The sequence below is a fragment of the Hathewaya proteolytica DSM 3090 genome, from assembly GCF_900142225.1.
Taxonomy (GTDB): Bacteria; Bacillota; Clostridia; order Clostridiales; family Clostridiaceae; genus Hathewaya; species Hathewaya proteolytica.
Genome location: NZ_FRAD01000011.1, coordinates 79,985 through 95,118 on the forward strand (window position 1 = coordinate 79,985; position 15,134 = coordinate 95,118).

The 15,134-nt window shown below is 34.2% G+C and carries 13 protein-coding genes and 1 tRNA gene; 10 read left to right on the plus strand and 4 right to left on the minus strand.

Annotation, left to right across the window (positions count from 1 at the left end; genetic code table 11):
• Positions 1–17: 17 nt before the first annotated feature.
• Positions 18–93: transfer RNA gene (locus BUA73_RS07540), tRNA-Met, on the minus strand.
• 240 nt (positions 94–333) lie between these two features.
• On the opposite strand from BUA73_RS07540, the gene BUA73_RS07545 reads away from it, so the two are divergent.
• The 3 genes from BUA73_RS07545 to rbr all read left to right on the plus strand — a co-directional run bounded on the left by BUA73_RS07545 (position 334) and on the right by rbr (position 2,735).
• Positions 334–1,221, plus strand: coding sequence for an ABC transporter ATP-binding protein (locus BUA73_RS07545; RefSeq protein WP_072903505.1), 888 nt, complete (start codon positions 334–336; stop codon positions 1,219–1,221).
• The gene (locus tag BUA73_RS07550; RefSeq protein ID WP_072903506.1) at positions 1,221–2,021 is read left to right on the plus strand and encodes an ABC transporter permease subunit; all 801 of its coding nucleotides are present in this window, start codon (positions 1,221–1,223) and stop codon (positions 2,019–2,021) included. Before BUA73_RS07545 ends, BUA73_RS07550 begins: the two co-directional genes overlap by 1 nt.
• Positions 2,022–2,201: 180 nt before the next feature.
• Entirely contained in the window at positions 2,202–2,735 is a 534-nt protein-coding gene (gene rbr / locus BUA73_RS07555; RefSeq protein WP_072903531.1) for a rubrerythrin, read from the plus strand.
• Between the two features lie 50 nt (positions 2,736–2,785).
• Here the strand turns inward: rbr and BUA73_RS07560 are convergent, their stop codons facing one another.
• Entirely contained in the window at positions 2,786–3,958 is a 1,173-nt protein-coding gene (locus tag BUA73_RS07560) for an SLC13 family permease (protein ID WP_084672144.1), read from the minus strand.
• A 175-nt stretch (positions 3,959–4,133) separates the two neighbouring features.
• Here BUA73_RS07560 and BUA73_RS07565 point away from each other — a divergent pair, with 175 nt between their 5' ends.
• Both BUA73_RS07565 and acpP read left to right on the plus strand, forming a co-directional pair.
• Positions 4,134–5,750 (plus strand): AMP-binding protein, encoded by a 1,617-nt coding sequence (locus BUA73_RS07565; protein WP_072903507.1) that lies wholly within the window; start codon positions 4,134–4,136, stop codon positions 5,748–5,750.
• A 17-nt stretch (positions 5,751–5,767) separates the two neighbouring features.
• Entirely contained in the window at positions 5,768–6,007 is a 240-nt protein-coding gene (acpP, locus tag BUA73_RS07570) for an acyl carrier protein (protein ID WP_072903508.1), read from the plus strand.
• Positions 6,008–6,094: 87 nt separating this feature from the next.
• On the opposite strand, the gene BUA73_RS07575 is transcribed toward acpP, so the two are convergent.
• Positions 6,095–6,562 (minus strand): GreA/GreB family elongation factor, encoded by a 468-nt coding sequence (locus tag BUA73_RS07575; protein ID WP_072903509.1) that lies wholly within the window; start codon positions 6,560–6,562, stop codon positions 6,095–6,097.
• 121 nt (positions 6,563–6,683) lie between these two features.
• Between BUA73_RS07575 and BUA73_RS07580 the strand changes: the two genes are divergently transcribed.
• Genes BUA73_RS07580 through BUA73_RS07595 form a run of 4 tightly spaced genes read left to right on the plus strand, consistent with a single transcriptional unit; the run spans position 6,684 to position 11,045 of the window.
• Positions 6,684–8,066: an MATE family efflux transporter gene (locus BUA73_RS07580; RefSeq protein ID WP_072903510.1), complete on the plus strand. Its 1,383-nt coding sequence runs from the start codon at positions 6,684–6,686 to the stop codon at positions 8,064–8,066.
• Between the two features lie 19 nt (positions 8,067–8,085).
• Positions 8,086–9,057: an NAD(P)H-dependent glycerol-3-phosphate dehydrogenase gene (locus tag BUA73_RS07585; protein ID WP_242942347.1), complete on the plus strand. Its 972-nt coding sequence runs from the start codon at positions 8,086–8,088 to the stop codon at positions 9,055–9,057.
• Positions 9,058–9,073: 16 nt separating this feature from the next.
• Positions 9,074–9,868: a uridine phosphorylase gene (udp, locus tag BUA73_RS07590; RefSeq protein WP_072903512.1), complete on the plus strand. Its 795-nt coding sequence runs from the start codon at positions 9,074–9,076 to the stop codon at positions 9,866–9,868.
• Positions 9,855–11,045 (plus strand): phosphopentomutase, encoded by a 1,191-nt coding sequence (locus BUA73_RS07595; protein ID WP_072903513.1) that lies wholly within the window; start codon positions 9,855–9,857, stop codon positions 11,043–11,045. The genes udp and BUA73_RS07595 overlap by 14 nt, the downstream gene beginning before the upstream one ends.
• A gap of 51 nt (positions 11,046–11,096) precedes the next feature.
• On the opposite strand, the gene BUA73_RS07600 is transcribed toward BUA73_RS07595, so the two are convergent.
• The gene (locus BUA73_RS07600; protein ID WP_072903514.1) at positions 11,097–13,550 is read right to left on the minus strand and encodes an ABC transporter substrate-binding protein; all 2,454 of its coding nucleotides are present in this window, start codon (positions 13,548–13,550) and stop codon (positions 11,097–11,099) included.
• Between the two features lie 288 nt (positions 13,551–13,838).
• Between BUA73_RS07600 and serS the strand changes: the two genes are divergently transcribed.
• Positions 13,839–15,131 (plus strand): serine--tRNA ligase, encoded by a 1,293-nt coding sequence (serS, locus tag BUA73_RS07605; RefSeq protein WP_072903515.1) that lies wholly within the window; start codon positions 13,839–13,841, stop codon positions 15,129–15,131.
• Positions 15,132–15,134: the final 3 nt, after the last annotated feature.

A 15,134-nucleotide genomic window follows, 5' to 3' on the forward strand; every position in this document is an offset into this window, starting at 1 on the left:
AATAAATACACTCTCTATGGTTGCGGGGGCAGGACTTGAACCTACGACCTTCGGGTTATGAGCCCGACGAGCTACCAGCTGCTCCACCCCGCGTCATTATGTTGTTTTGTAAGACCGTAACTAACTTACTCATTTAGTATACCCCAAGGAAATAATTAATGCAAGAAACAAAATCTTGAAAAATAGGATTTAGGGTGCAGAAGGTATCACATACTACAATATGCTAGCAAATGGTATAGGGTGCATTTTGCAAAAAAAGTCTTTTATTATTAGTATAATAGTATTATTATTAGTATAATTCATTGTTTACTTAGTTTAATTGGAGGGGAGTATATGAGTAATGTAATAGAAATAAAGAGTCTTACAAAGGATTATGGTAATGGTAAGGGTGTTTTTGATGTTAATATTTCAGTAGAAAAGGGAGTGGTTTATGGATTTCTAGGTCCTAATGGATCTGGTAAAACTACTACTATAAGAAATCTTATGGGCTTTATAAGGCCTGATAAGGGGCAGTGCAATATTTTTGGCATGGATTGTTATAAATATGCTGCTGAAATTCAGAAGAGTTTAGGGTATTTAGCTGGAGAAATATCGTTTTTAGATGATCTAAATGGAACTCAGATGATGGAATTTATGGCTTCTATGAGGGGAATGAAGAATAAAAGTAGGATGAATGAATTAATTGAGTTCTTTGAGTTAGACGCAAGGGGTAAAATAAAGAAAATGTCCAAAGGTATGAAGCAGAAAATCGGTATTATATGTGCATTTATGAATGATCCCCAAGTAATACTGTTGGATGAACCTACCAGTGGCTTGGATCCTCTTATGCAGAATAGATTTGTTGATTTAATCCTTGAGGAAAAGAGTAGGGGTAAAACCATATTTATGTCATCGCATATATTTGAGGAAATTGAGAAAACTTGCGATAAAGCAGCTATTATAAAAAATGGCAACATAGTTTCTGTAGAAGATATGAATTCCCTTATAAAGAAGAAAAAGAAATTTTACAATGTTACTTTTAAGGATGTAAGAGAATTGGAAAAGTTTTTAAGTGAAGACGTGGAAATTATGGAGCAAAAGCAGAATGTAGTAACTGCTGTAGTAAAAGGAGATATAAATCCTTTCTTAAAAATTCTTTCAAAGTATAATATAAAGGATTTAGATGTTAAAACTCAAACCTTAGAAGAAATATTTCTTCATTATTACGGAGGTGAAAAATAATGATATCTATGCCACTTTTTAAACGAAACATGATTTCAGCAGTAAAACTTATGGTTATTTTTATTGCCATACTTACCATGTATACTGTGGTTATTATATGGATGTTCAAGCCTGAGCTTGCCAATGTTCTAGTTCAGTATAAAGAAATGATGCCAGAGTTCATGGCTGCGGTGGGTATGAATGGGAATTCAGGTACTTTAATAGAATTTATCAACACTTATTTGTATGGATTTTTAATGTTAATTGTGCCAATGATCTTTGAAATAATGATTGTAAATAAGACTATAATGAAATATGTGGACTCTGGTTCTATGGCGTGTCTTTTATCTACTCCCAATTCAAGAAAAAAGATAATTGTAACCCAAATTGTGTCCATATTTATCAGTGTTACAATGCTAATAGCAGTTATAACTTTAATAGGAGTTATTAGTAGTGAACTTATGTTTCCTGGTAAACTAGAAATAGGTAAATACTTTAATTTGAATTTAAGTGTATTAATATTACATTTTGTAATCAGCAGTATAGCGCTTATATCGGCTTGCTTTTTCAATGATACTAGAGGTTTTTTTGTGGTGGGAGCAGGTGTACCACTTTTATTTTACTTAATTCAGATGTTGTCCAATATGGGTGGGAAATTGGAAAATCTAAAATATTTCACATTATATACTTTATTTCCTGGAAAATACATTATATCAAATTCCAATGGAGTATTGTGCAGTAATGTTATAATGATAACAATTGCTATTTCATTGTGTATAGCATCAATATCAGTATTTACAAAGAAAGATCTGCCATTGTAAACAAAATTGTAAATTGTAAATGGTTAAATTACTTAAATTGTCTTAAAAATTCATTGACTAAACTTTTTTCCAATGATATACTCACATTAACGGTTATTCGAACTTTGAATAATAATATATATACATAGCCCTTTTATAGAAGGGTATGTAAATAGTGTGTTAACGGAGGGAGAAGAAGAAATGGATATCAAAGGAACAAAAACAGAAAAGAACTTAATGGCGGCATTTGCAGGGGAATCTCAAGCTAGAAACAAATATAATTATTTCGCATCTGTAGCAAAAAAAGAAGGCTATGAGCAAATAGCATCAATCTTTGAGGCAACTGCAAACAATGAAAAAGAACATGCTAAGCTTTGGTTCAAAGCATTAGGAGAACTAAAAGATACTGCTTCAAATCTTGCAGCAGCTGCTGATGGTGAAAACTACGAGTGGACTGATATGTATGAAAATTTTGCAAGGGAAGCTGAAGAAGAAGGATTCACTGCATTGGCAAAACAGTTTAGAGATGTTGCTGAAATTGAAAAGTCACATGAAAAGCGTTATAGAGCTTTATTGAATAACATAGAAATGAAGGCTGTTTTTGAAAAGAGTGAAGAGACTATGTGGGAGTGCAGAAATTGTGGTCACCTTGTAATGGGCAAAAAAGCACCAGAAGTATGTCCTGTATGCAACCATCCACAGAGCTATTTTGAAGTAAGAAAAGAAAATTACTAAAGTAAGTTTAATTAATTAGAGGGTTATTTGCTTAGCAAATAACCCTTTCTTTATATTATTTCTACCAAATACAATACTAGGATAAATAAAGCGTTAAGAATAGTAAAGCTTATTATATAATTCTTCACATCCTGTGGATTGTGTTTTTTAAATTCGGTAAAGGTTATTAAACTAGCTAAAGATGCAATAAGTGTTCCACAACCACCGATGTTCACCGCAGGCAGTAGGCTAGCATAGTCATTGGTGAAGTGTGATAGTAGAACTGCACTAGGTACATTGCTGATGAACTGGCAAGATAGTATGCCAAATAGCAGTGTATTCATAGGCAGAACTCTGGAAAAAAAAGAACTTACTGCGGGAATCCTAGCCATGTTACCACTAAAAATAAAGAAGGCACAAAAGGTTCCCAAAAGTGGATAATTCACTTCTGTAATAGAGTTTTTATCTAATATAAACAAAATCAATGTGATTACTATGGTTCCTAAAACATATGGTATTACTCGAAATACAATTAAAATACTACAAATAAATAAAACTGAGTAAATCAAGGTCCTGCCCTTGTCTAAAGAATAAGTTATATCTTTTTTTAAGGAAAGGGGGGTTGGTTTTACAAAGCAGCACACAATTATTATTAGTATGGTAGATGCAATAAATGAGGGAAGCATAATTTTAGTGAATTCTAATGTTCCAATATTGTAATATGAATATAAATACAGGTTTTGTGGGTTGCCGAAAGCTGTTACCATTCCACCTAGATTGGCAGCGATGTTTTGCATTATAAATGTAAAGGCCATAGCTTGCCTATTATCAGTGCTATTTAGTACATAATAGCCTAGTGGTAAGAAGGTTAATAGTGCCATGTCGTTTGCGAGAAGCATGGAGCCAATGAAGGTAATAAAAACCAGCCCTAAAGTAGCTTTTCTAAGGTTGCCAAGCTTAAGCACAATATTTTTGCTTATTATTTCAAATAAATGAATATGGGAAAAGGCAGATACCACAGCCAAGGTGCAGAATAAAGTGGCCAAAGTTCTCCAATTAAAATAATCTATGTATTGGCTATCTACGGGAACAAATGCACAGGTTATAAGCATAGCAATTAGAGCAATTGTAAAAACCAATTGCTTTTTTGCCAGTAATATTGTTTTAAAAAAAATATTTTTGTTGTTGATAATTGCTACATTGCAGGTTAGGTTGTCTTTAACTTTATATGATGTACTCTTCATAGAACTATCTTCCTTTAAAATGTGTGATCTTATAATATCCAACATAGATTGTATCAGAACTAATAAAAAATACAATATTAAATTGTAAAATAAGCTATTTTATATGGGTGGTTGGTACAAAAGATAAGGTCATATCATAATATTAAATGATATGACTTTTTGTGGAGGTCTTTGAGTGAAAGTTAAATCCTCTTGTAAAGAAATTTTGTTAAATAAAAAAACTATAAAAAGTCTCATAAGTTGTAGATATAGAGACAGTAAAAGCAGTGTAGTTTTTAAATTTATGAAAGCAGGTAGAATTAAAGAAATTACTTATGGAGAGTTAAAAGAAGATATAGATAGGCTTGGTACAGAGTGGCAAAGCATGAATTTAATAAACTGTAATATAGCTATAATTGGACTCAACAGTTATGAATGGATACTTTCTTATTTTACCATAGTTTGCGGAAACAATGTGGCTGTCCCATTGGACAGGGAAGCCTCAAGGGATGATGTGCTGAGAATAATAAATGAAACAAAATGCAGGGCTATAATATATGATAATAACTACTTGGATATGATACATTACATTAAAAGAAAAAGCGGAACTATAAAGCATTATTTTAGCATGTGTGATTTAGAGAAACTCATTAGCCATGGAAGAACACTAGTTGAATCAGGTGAAAAAGGGTATATTAACATAAAGGATAGCGAGGAAAACCTTGCTGAAATTGTATATACATCAGGAACTTCTGGTAAAAGTAAAGGTGTAATGTTAACTAATAAAAATCTTATGGTGGGAGCTATATCGGCTTGTGAACACGTTAAGTATTCAGGTACTTGTATGTTAATACTGCCCCTACACCACACATTTCCAATGGCAGCTAGTATATTGGTACCTATGATTGAAAGACAGAGCATTTATATAAATTCTAGCTTAAAAGAACTGTACAGGGACATGATGGTTGGAAAACCTGATAGTATAGCTGTTGTTCCTTTGTTTTTGGAAAACATGAGTAGAAAAATATGGTGGACAATTGAAGGAGGGAATAAGAGTAAACGCATTAATACAGCTATAGATATCAGCAATTTTCTCATGAAGTTTAACTTAGACTTTAGAAGGAAAATATTTAAAAAAATTATAGATTCTTTTGGCGGAAATTTAAAAATAATAGTTTGTGGAGGGGCCATGCTGCCAACAAAGTATATAAGGGAATTTAGAAATTTTGGAATAACAGTTTTAAATGGATATGGAATTACAGAGTGTTCTCCAGTTGTATCAGCTAGTAGCAATGACAATTACAGAGATGGCAGTGTGGGACAGCCTATTTCAGCTTGTACTGTAAAAATATCTCCGGAAGGTGAAATACTTGTTAAGGGTGATATTGTAATGCAGGGGTATTATAATAACCAATCTGAAACTGAAAAAGTTTTTGATGGTCAATGGTTTAAAACTGGTGATGTAGGTTATCTAGATAAAGATTCCTTCCTTTATATAACAGGAAGAATGAAAAACATAATAATTTTAGCCAATGGTAAGAACGTATCCCCAGAGGAAATAGAAATGGAAATTTTAAAACTACAGGGAATAAAGGAGGTTGTTGTTTTTGGAGAGGGTGGAAAACTAAAGGCAGAGATATACCCTGATTATGACTATATTGATAAGAATCACATTTTTGATATTAAGGCATATATTAAAAATGTAATAGATGTTTTTAATTCTTCCATGCCTGGGTACAAAAAAATAAATGGAATTAAGATAAGGAAGGAAGAGTTTTTAAAGACAACTACGAGAAAAATAAAACGATATTGATTTTTAGGAAGTGCCTTATGGAGAAAATAGTATATAGAATAGTAAATGAATTTGCTGAAATAGGAGTAGGAAATATAAAGCGAAACACACAACTTGTGGCTGATTTAGGACTTAGTTCTCTTGATATAGTTGAGATAGTCATGAGGTTGGAAGAGAGTTTTAATATAAAGATATCAGATAAACAGATAAGTAAGTTCAGAACAGTTGGAGACATAGCAGATTATATGAAGTCGCTAAATTTAAAATATAGGTTTTAGGATAGATGCTTTGAAAAATATATTGATAAAATGCTCTTTAGTAGAATTTTAAAATAAATTCACTAGAGAGCATTTTTGTTTCAAATATCATTCTAAAATATCTAAGACTTCAACTTCATATTCACCGCAGGGTGCATGGACCGTTACAATGTCATTTTTTTGCGAACCCATAAGAGCTTTACCTAAATCTGATTCTATACTTATATTCATTTTTTCAGCATCGGAATCTATGGTAGTTACTAAGGTTATGATCTCTTCAAAGTCATCTTCAAGAAATTTAATTTTAGCCTTAGTGTTTATACCTAGTTTTGACTTATCTAAGTTTACATTGTCTATAACCTCTGCAGTTGAAATCATGGTGAGAAGGTACTGGATTCTGTTATCGTTCTCGCGGTAGTTTGCACAAGCTTCTTTGTACTCTGCATTTTCAGATCTATCCCCGTGAGCGGCAGCTATCATTTTTTCTTTTGCAATTTGACCTCGTTTTACCGTAAGCCTATACTCAAGCTCTTCTCTAAGCTTATTGATGTTTTCCTCAGTTAAAACATTGTGCATGGCAGCCTCCTTAACTATATAGCAAATTCACAAATTATTTGTTTATGATTAGTGGGTTTATGTTATACTATAATATACATTATAGTATTATAACATAAATTACTTGGGAGTTTACTAAATTATGAAAACATCAAAATATTTCGGAGACAAAAATTTTTACAAAATGGTTTTTGCTATAGCTGTTCCTATAATGGTTCAAAATGGAATAACTAATTTTGTCAGTTTACTAGACAACATAATGGTAGGTCAGATTGGGACAGATCCTATGTCTGGGGTTGCTATAGTAAATCAATTACTATTCGTTTTCTACCTTTGTATTTTTGGAGCGATTTCTGGAGCTGGAATCTTTGGAGCTCAGTATGCCGGAAAAGAAAATCACCAAGGGTTGAAGGAAACCTTGCGATTTAAACTTATAATATGCACTGTGATTTCCGCCTTAGGGATGCTATTCTTTATTTTATTCAGCACGCAACTTATAGGACTTTTCTTACATGAGGGAAGTGTTACAGGGGATATTTCAGCCACATTAAATTATGGAAAGGAATACTTGTTTATAATGACCATGGGACTTGTTCCCTTTGGGATAACGCAATCCTATGCCAGCACCTTAAGAGAGAAAGGCGAAACTATTTTGCCTATGAAGGCTGGAGTGGCAGCGGTGTTTGTAAATTTAATTTTAAATTATCTTTTTATATTTGGAAAGTTTGGATTCCCAGAGCTCGGTGTAAATGGGGCAGCTGCAGCTACAGTGGTGTCAAGGTTTGTAGAATGTTTTATTGTGGTAGCTTGGACACATAGTCACAAAGAAATTAATAAATTTGCTTGTGGCCTATATAAAAAATTTCATGTATCAGCAAATCTAATTAAGCAGATAATAATAAAAGGCTCACCTCTTATGTTAAATGAAGTATTGTGGGCAGCAGGTATGACAACTCTTATACAGTGTTATTCTAATAAAGGTCTCGCCGTGGTAGGAGGTCTGAATATAGCCTCTACAATATCTAATTTGTTCAGTGTAGTATACATTTCACTAGGTAGCGCAATTTCCATTATAATTGGTCAGCTTTTAGGTGCTGCCAAAATGAAGGAAGCAAAGGATACAGATACAAAACTAATTGTTTTTTCTGTTGTTATGTGCGCTATTTTAGGTGTATTCCTTATGGTTATTGCACCAGCGTTTCCCTTGCTTTATAACACCACTGATGAGGTTAAAACACTTGCAACTGACTTCATAATAATACTTGGCTTAAACATGCCAATACAAGCATTTATGAATGCTACTTATTTTACCATGAGGTCAGGGGGGAAAACTGTAATAACATTTTTATTTGATAGTGTGTTTGTGTGGGCTGTAAATATACCTTGTGCTTTTATCCTTGTAAACTATACAAATATGAATATTGTGTTAATCTATCTTATTTGTCAACTTGTTGATATAATAAAATGTGTAATCGGTTACACACTAGTAAAAAAAGATGCGTGGATTAACAATCTAACAATTTAATATAATATTTAGTAAGGAGATGTTTCATGTGAAAACTACATTACTTGGATGTGGACGTTGGGCTAGCTTTTTAGCTTGGTACTCAGCTAGATTAGGACATAATGTTTTGATATGGGGAAGGGAAGAATCGGAAAGGTATCAGTCACTGAAATCCACAAGAAAAAATGAATACGTAGAATTACAAGACAATATTCAGCTTACGTCAGATCTTGAGGAAGCAATAAATTTTTCTCAAAGAATTATAATATCAATAAATGCACAAAATCTAAGGGAGTTATGTGGAAAAATAAAAGAACACAACTATGAAGGAAAGACATTTATTTTAAATATGAAAGGTATTGAGATCTCTACGGGAATGCGTTTAAGTCAGGTTGTTGAAGATGTTCTCGGAGACAATATAAATGTATGTGTGTGGGTTGGCCCTGGTCATGCTGAGGATTTCACAAGGGATATACCGAATTGTATGGTGGTATCTAGCAAAAAAGATGAAGTAATGAATGACGTAGTAAATACTTATAAATCCAACCTTATTAGGTTTTATAAGAATGATGATTTAATAGGAGTAGAGATAGGAGCAGCGGCGAAAAATGTGGTTGGAATTGCGGCGGGTATCCTTGATGGCCTCAATTTGAGCAGCCTTAAGGGCGCTCTCATGAGCAGAGGTGTCACAGAAGTTGCCAGATTAATAACTGCCATGGGGGGTAAAGGAAGCTCTTCATTTGGATTGTCTCACCTTGGCGATTATGAAGCTACTTTATTTTCAGCTCACAGCCACAATAGAAGTTATGGAGAAAATTTGGTAAAAGATATAAAGACCACTAAATTAGCAGAGGGCGTTTACACATCAGAGGCTCTACTGAAAATAGGAAAGAAATTAAATGTGGATTTGCCTATTACCAATGCAATATACAACGTTATATACAATAAAGTTTGTATTAAGAGTGCCCTGGATGAGTTGTTTAATAGGGAATTAAAAAATGAGATATGGTAAATGGAAGGAGTAAGTTATGCAAAATTATTCTGGAGAAACTGGTTTACAGTACCATTTGCAAATAAGGCCAGGTGATGTTGGTAGATATGTAATTATGCCTGGAGATCCAAAGAGATGTGAGAAAATAGCAAAACACCTCGAGGGTGCCAAATTGGTGGCAGATAGCAGAGAATATGTCACTTATACTGGATACTATAAAGGAGAGAAAGTAAGCGTTACATCCACTGGCATAGGTGGTCCATCGGCTTCCATTGCACTAGAGGAACTGGTAAAGTGTGGAGCCGATACGTTTATAAGAGTTGGAACTTGCGGTGGCATTGACACCGAAGTAAAGGGTGGGGATTTAGTCATCGCTACGGGTTCTATACGCATGGAAGGAACCTCAAAGGAGTATTGCCCCATTGAATATCCAGCTGTAGCTAATATTGACATAATTAACGCCTTGACAGAGGGTGCACGGAAACTTGGTGTGTCCCATCATGTGGGGGTAGTACAAAGCAAAGATTCTTTTTATGGACAGCATAACCCAGAACTTTTGCCAGGAGGATATGAGCTTCAGAACAAGTGGGAAGCCTGGAAAAGAATGGGGTGCAAGGCGTCAGAAATGGAATCCGCTGCCTTATTTATTGTGGGAGATTATCTAAGAGTAAGAGTGGGAGCTGTATTTCTCGTGGTGGCAAACCAAGAAAGAGATAAGCTAGGTCTTGAAAATCCTGTGGCTCACGATACTGAACTAGCAATAAAGGCTGCGGTTGAAGCCATTGGAACTTTAATTGAAAAACATAAGGAGGTTGTCCATGAAAGCATATAAAAGGATTTTTACCATAGTAATTGACTCCATGGGAATTGGCGCTATGGATGATTCAGAACAATATGGAGATATTGGAGTGGATACTCTTGGCAACATATCCAAAAGTGTTCACAGTTTCAATATACCAAACTTAAGAAAATTAGGTCTTGCAAATCTCCATGAATTAAAAAATGTAGAGCCTCTTAGCAATCCTATGGGACGATATATGGTTCTTAAGGAAAAAAGTGCGGGAAAAGATACCATGACTGGACACTGGGAGATGATGGGACTTCATATAACAAAACCATTTAAAACTTTCACCGATACAGGATTTCCAAAAGAATTAATTGATGAGCTTTCTAGGCGAACTGGTAGAGTCATCATTGGAAATAAAAGTGCTAGCGGTACAGCAATTTTGGAGGAATTAGGAGAAGAGGAAATAGCCACAGGGCATATGATAGTGTATACTTCTGCAGATTCAGTGCTTCAGATTTGTGGAAATGAGGACACCTTTGGTCTTGATGAATTGTATAGGTGTTGTGAGATAGCTAGAGAGCTTACACTAAGGGATGAGTGGAAAGTTGGCAGGGTTATAGCGAGACCTTATGTAGGCAAAAAGAAGGGTGAATTTAAGAGAACTAGCAATCGCCATGATTACGCCTTAAAACCCTATGGAAAGACTGCATTGGACGCGTTAAAAGCCTCTGGTTATGACGTGATATCCGTGGGCAAAATTTCAGATATATTTGATGGAGAAGGTATAACAGAGAGCAATAAATCTAAGAGCTCTGTGCATGGAATGGAGCAGACCATAGATATAGCCAAAAGAGATTTTAGTGGTCTTTGTTATGTAAATCTTGTGGATTTTGATGCTCTTTGGGGTCACAGAAGAGATGCTGTGGGCTATGCTAAGGAAATTGAAAGATTTGATGAAAAACTTGGAGAACTTTTATCGGTGCTTCAACATGATGATCTTCTTATTTTAACTGCTGACCACGGAAATGATCCCACCTATAAAGGAACAGATCATACAAGAGAAAAAGTGCCCTTTATTGCCTATTCCCCATCAATGGAAAATGGTGGATTTATAGGTGAAGAAGATACATTTGCAGTGGTTGGTGCGACCATTGTAGATAATTTTTCAGTGAAAATGCCTGAGGGAACCATAGGAAAATCTATTTTGCATAAGCTTTTATAACAAAATAAAAATCGATGAAAAATATTTCATCGATTTTTTTATTGAATAATTTTATTTATTTATCATTATATTGTCAAAGCTAATAATTCCTAATGGGTTTATTGTAACACCAGAGACATTCTCTTCGTAGGTGTAGCAAAGTGATGGACATGCTAGGAATAGCCATGGATAGTCATCAGCAATTGCTTGTTCCACTTCTTGGAAAGCTGCGTCTCTGTCTTTTGGATTTATGATTTTCTTAGCCTTTCTAAGCATTTGTTCCATGGTAGGGTTAGAATAATTGCTTAGATTGTATGTCATATCAGACATAAATAGTGGCATAAGAAAACTATCTGGATTTAAGGTATCAGCAAACCAACTTGTTACAAGAAGATCGTACTTTTTATTTTTTTCCTTATCAAAAAAATCATTAAAAGGAATTGAGTTTAAAGTAACTTTCAATCCTAAAACTTCCAAGTTCTCTTTCAGAACAGAGTATAGCTCATCATCGTTATTGTAATATGCTATCTTAAAGTTGTTTTCTTCTCTTAGTACGTTGTACTTTTGAAATATTTCCTTTGCATTTTTTGGACTATAAGGAAGAGCTTTAGGAGCTTTTGACACCAACCCTACGGGGCATGGACCATTCAATTTAATAGCAGAACCGGCAAAAGAATCTTTAATTATTCTATCTTTGTCTATAGCCATATTTATGGCTTTTCGAACTTCAACATTTTTGGCCCATGGCTTGTTTGTATTTAAAACGAAATAACCGTAATAGGAACAAAGTGTAGGTGCCGTTTGGAATTTCAAAGTAGGATCTTCCATCATAGGTTTTATGAAAGATATACTTGAAGATTTTAAAAGGTGAAGCTCCTTGGCATGAAGTTTTTTTTGTAAGTCTGATAAATTTGAGTCAACTTCTAGCTCATCTATATAAGGAACACCTCCAAAATAGTTCTCAAAGGCATTATAAGTGCATTTGCTCTTTTGGTCTTGACCCATATGGTAGGTAAATGGGCCACAACTTACGATTTTCTTATTGTTAGAAAAGGCCTTTTTAGAAATAATTGAACAACAACTATGGGCTAGATTCGTAAGAATTCCGCTATAAGGCTCTTTAAGAGTAATAGAAATACAGTAATTGTTAATTATCTTAATGCCTGAAACATCGGAGGATTTACCAGCTATAAACTCATCCGAACCAACTATATCCTCTAGAAAATAGCTGTTTGCACAATTATTGTTAGGATTTAGTACTCTCTCTAAGGAAAATTTAACATCATCAGCTGTAACTTCCGTAAGGTCATGGAACTTAGCCCCCTTTACCAAGTTAAAGGTCCATGTAACAGCATCTTCACTGAGGTACCAACTTTTCGCTAAGGATGGTAGTATCTCTCCATCTTTGTTGATTTTTAAAAGACCACTGTTGCAAATTGAAATAGCCTCACAACTTACACTGTCAACACCAATTACTGGATCAAAAGAATAAATAGTGCCGCCTAAATTGGCTTTTAGGTAAGTTGTATTTTCTTTTTTTACATCAATAGTATTATTTAGTTTATTGTTTATATGTTGTAGATTTGAGTATAGCTCCTTCATAGAGCTTAACGCAGTTTTTGTATACTGGGTGTTTAATTGCAGCCATTCAATAAGAAAAGCCACTTTGTTTGAAACATCCATAAGGGAATCTGTGGAACTCAGTATATTAGTTAAGGATTCTGTCTGGTTGTTCATGGCGGTGTTAATGTTGTTTGCTATGTTAGTAGTTTCCTTCACAGAATCTATTATCTCATTAAATGTGACAAGGGTGTTGTTGGAAATATTAATTCCTTCTGATACCTTTTCTAAACACAATTCCATGGCTTCTTTGCTATTGTCGATGATAGAATCCATACTGATGATGATTTGGGAAATGTGCTCAGCGGATTCAGCACTGTTTAAAGCTAACTTATTTATTTCCTGTGCTACCACAGAAAACCCTCTTCCAGCATCTCCAGCTTTGGAAGCCTCAATAGAAGCGTTTAGAGAGAGAAGTTTGGTTTGCTTTGTAATTCTCTTAATTATGTCTACAATAGAGTTAATTTCTGTGGACTTTAGGGTAAGTTCATTTATGATATTCTTTGCACTATTTACTGCGGTTTCGATGTTTGAAATAGACTCTATGGTGTTCTCTACATCTGAATTCCCTAGTTTTGCCTTGCTGTATGTTTTGTCTGCAATTACCTTTGATTCCTCTGTACTTGCAAGTACTTCTTGAGTTGTAGAAGAGTAAGTAGATAACTCTTGAAATACGTCCTCTAAATCTGTTATCTGTTTGCTCAGATTGTCAAAAACATCATTACAACTGTCTTTCAAGTTGTTTAGGGAAAAGTCAGTTTGATTTAATGTGAAATTCAATTTGCTAACAGTTATATTCTGGTTTAATAAGAGGGACGAGATATTGTGGTCACCCTTGGAGGTAGGTTGATTGTCTTTAGGGGCATGGTTATTTTTATTTACAAAAAGTTGATTTAGCTTTTTCATATATTTCTCCTTTGCAGATAGTATATTCATAGATAACGACTTCTAACCTTAACGTGAAGTTAAAAATCCACGTTAAGCTAAGAATTCTGTTTATTTTTTGGACAAAATAATATATAATTATACTAATTATGATATACTATATTAAGTAAACGAAATTAGTCTTAGATTAATATCGATTACTTAAACTAAAACTTGAGTTAATAATTTTAAAAAATAGAGAAAATGCAAAACACCCCTTATTTAGTAATGGGGTAGTTCACATAAAGAATTATATAGGAGTGAAAAAGAATGCTAGATTTAAAATTTTTAAGACAAAATCCTGAGGTTGTAAAGGAAAATATAAGGAAAAAATTTCAAGATTCCAAATTGCCTATGGTAGATGAAGTAATATCTTATGATTCAGAAATAAGAGAAGTTATACAAAAGGTTGAGGTTTTAAGAGCAGAGAGAAATAAACTTTCAAAAGAAGTTGGAAAACTAATGGCTCAAGGTAAAAAAGATGAAGCTCAAATAATAAAGGACAAAGTAACTTCTGCTGCAGAAGAATTGCAAAATTTAGAACTAAAACAAAATGAACTTCAAGAGGAAATCACAAAACGCATGATGGTAATACCAAACATCATCGACGAAAGTGTACCTATTGGCAAAGATGACAGCGAAAACGTAGAAATTCAGAAGTATGGAGAGCCTAAGGTTCCAGAGTATGAAATACCATATCACGCTGACATTATGGCAAGTTATGATGGTATAGACCTTGATAGCGCTAGAAAGGTAGCAGGCAGCGGGTTTTATTATCTAATGGGCGATATTGCAAGGCTCCATTCTGCTGTTATTACTTATGCAAGAGATTTTATGATAAATAAGGGATTTACATACTGTATACCTCCATTCATGATTAGAAGCAGTGTAGTTCAAGGGGTTATGAGCTTTGCTGAAATGGATGAGATGATGTATAAAATCGAGGGTGAGGATTTATACCTTATTGGAACAAGTGAACATTCCATGATTGGAAAATTTATCGATACAATTCTTACGGAAGATAATTTACCACAGACATTGACTAGTTACTCACCTTGCTTTAGAAAAGAAAAGGGCTCTCATGGTATAGAGGAAAGAGGAGTATACAGAATACATCAATTTGAAAAGCAAGAGATGATTGTTATATGCAAGCCTGAAGAAAGTAAACAATGGTTTGAAAAACTTTGGCAAAACACTGTAGATCTTTTCCGCTCACTAGATATCCCTGTTAGAACACTAGAATGTTGTTCAGGAGATTTAGCGGATCTTAAGGTTAAATCTATTGATGTAGAGGCTTGGTCACCAAGACAGAAAAAGTACTTTGAAATAGGTAGCTGTTCAAATCTTGGAGAGGCACAGGCAAGAAGATTAAAAATTCGTGTAAATGGTGACAACGGAAAGTATTTCCCACACACTCTTAACAACACAGTGGTTGCCCCACCAAGAATGCTTATTGCTTTTCTTGAAAACAATCTCAATGAGGATGGCAGCGTAAGTATTCCAGCTGCATTAAGACCTTATATGGGTGGTATTGAAAGAATAGAGAAGAAAAATAAAAAGTAGTAA

Excerpts from the sequence above, each read along its gene's own strand:
- BUA73_RS07545 (WP_072903505.1), top strand. The coding sequence starts at position 334 with ATGAGTAATGTAATAGAAATAAAGAGTCTTACAAAGGATTATGGTAAT.
- BUA73_RS07550 (WP_072903506.1), top strand. The coding sequence starts at position 1,221 with ATGATATCTATGCCACTTTTTAAACGAAACATGATTTCAGCAGTAAAA.
- rbr (WP_072903531.1), top strand. The coding sequence starts at position 2,202 with ATGGATATCAAAGGAACAAAAACAGAAAAGAACTTAATGGCGGCATTT.
- BUA73_RS07560 (WP_084672144.1), bottom strand. The coding sequence starts at position 3,958 with ATGAAGAGTACATCATATAAAGTTAAAGACAACCTAACCTGCAATGTA.
- acpP (WP_072903508.1), top strand. The coding sequence starts at position 5,768 with ATGGAGAAAATAGTATATAGAATAGTAAATGAATTTGCTGAAATAGGA.
- BUA73_RS07575 (WP_072903509.1), bottom strand. The coding sequence starts at position 6,562 with ATGCACAATGTTTTAACTGAGGAAAACATCAATAAGCTTAGAGAAGAG.
- BUA73_RS07580 (WP_072903510.1), top strand. The coding sequence starts at position 6,684 with ATGAAAACATCAAAATATTTCGGAGACAAAAATTTTTACAAAATGGTT.
- BUA73_RS07585 (WP_242942347.1), top strand. The coding sequence starts at position 8,086 with ATGTTTCATGTGAAAACTACATTACTTGGATGTGGACGTTGGGCTAGC.
- udp (WP_072903512.1), top strand. The coding sequence starts at position 9,074 with ATGCAAAATTATTCTGGAGAAACTGGTTTACAGTACCATTTGCAAATA.
- BUA73_RS07595 (WP_072903513.1), top strand. The coding sequence starts at position 9,855 with ATGAAAGCATATAAAAGGATTTTTACCATAGTAATTGACTCCATGGGA.
- BUA73_RS07600 (WP_072903514.1), bottom strand. The coding sequence starts at position 13,550 with ATGAAAAAGCTAAATCAACTTTTTGTAAATAAAAATAACCATGCCCCT.
- serS (WP_072903515.1), top strand. The coding sequence starts at position 13,839 with ATGCTAGATTTAAAATTTTTAAGACAAAATCCTGAGGTTGTAAAGGAA.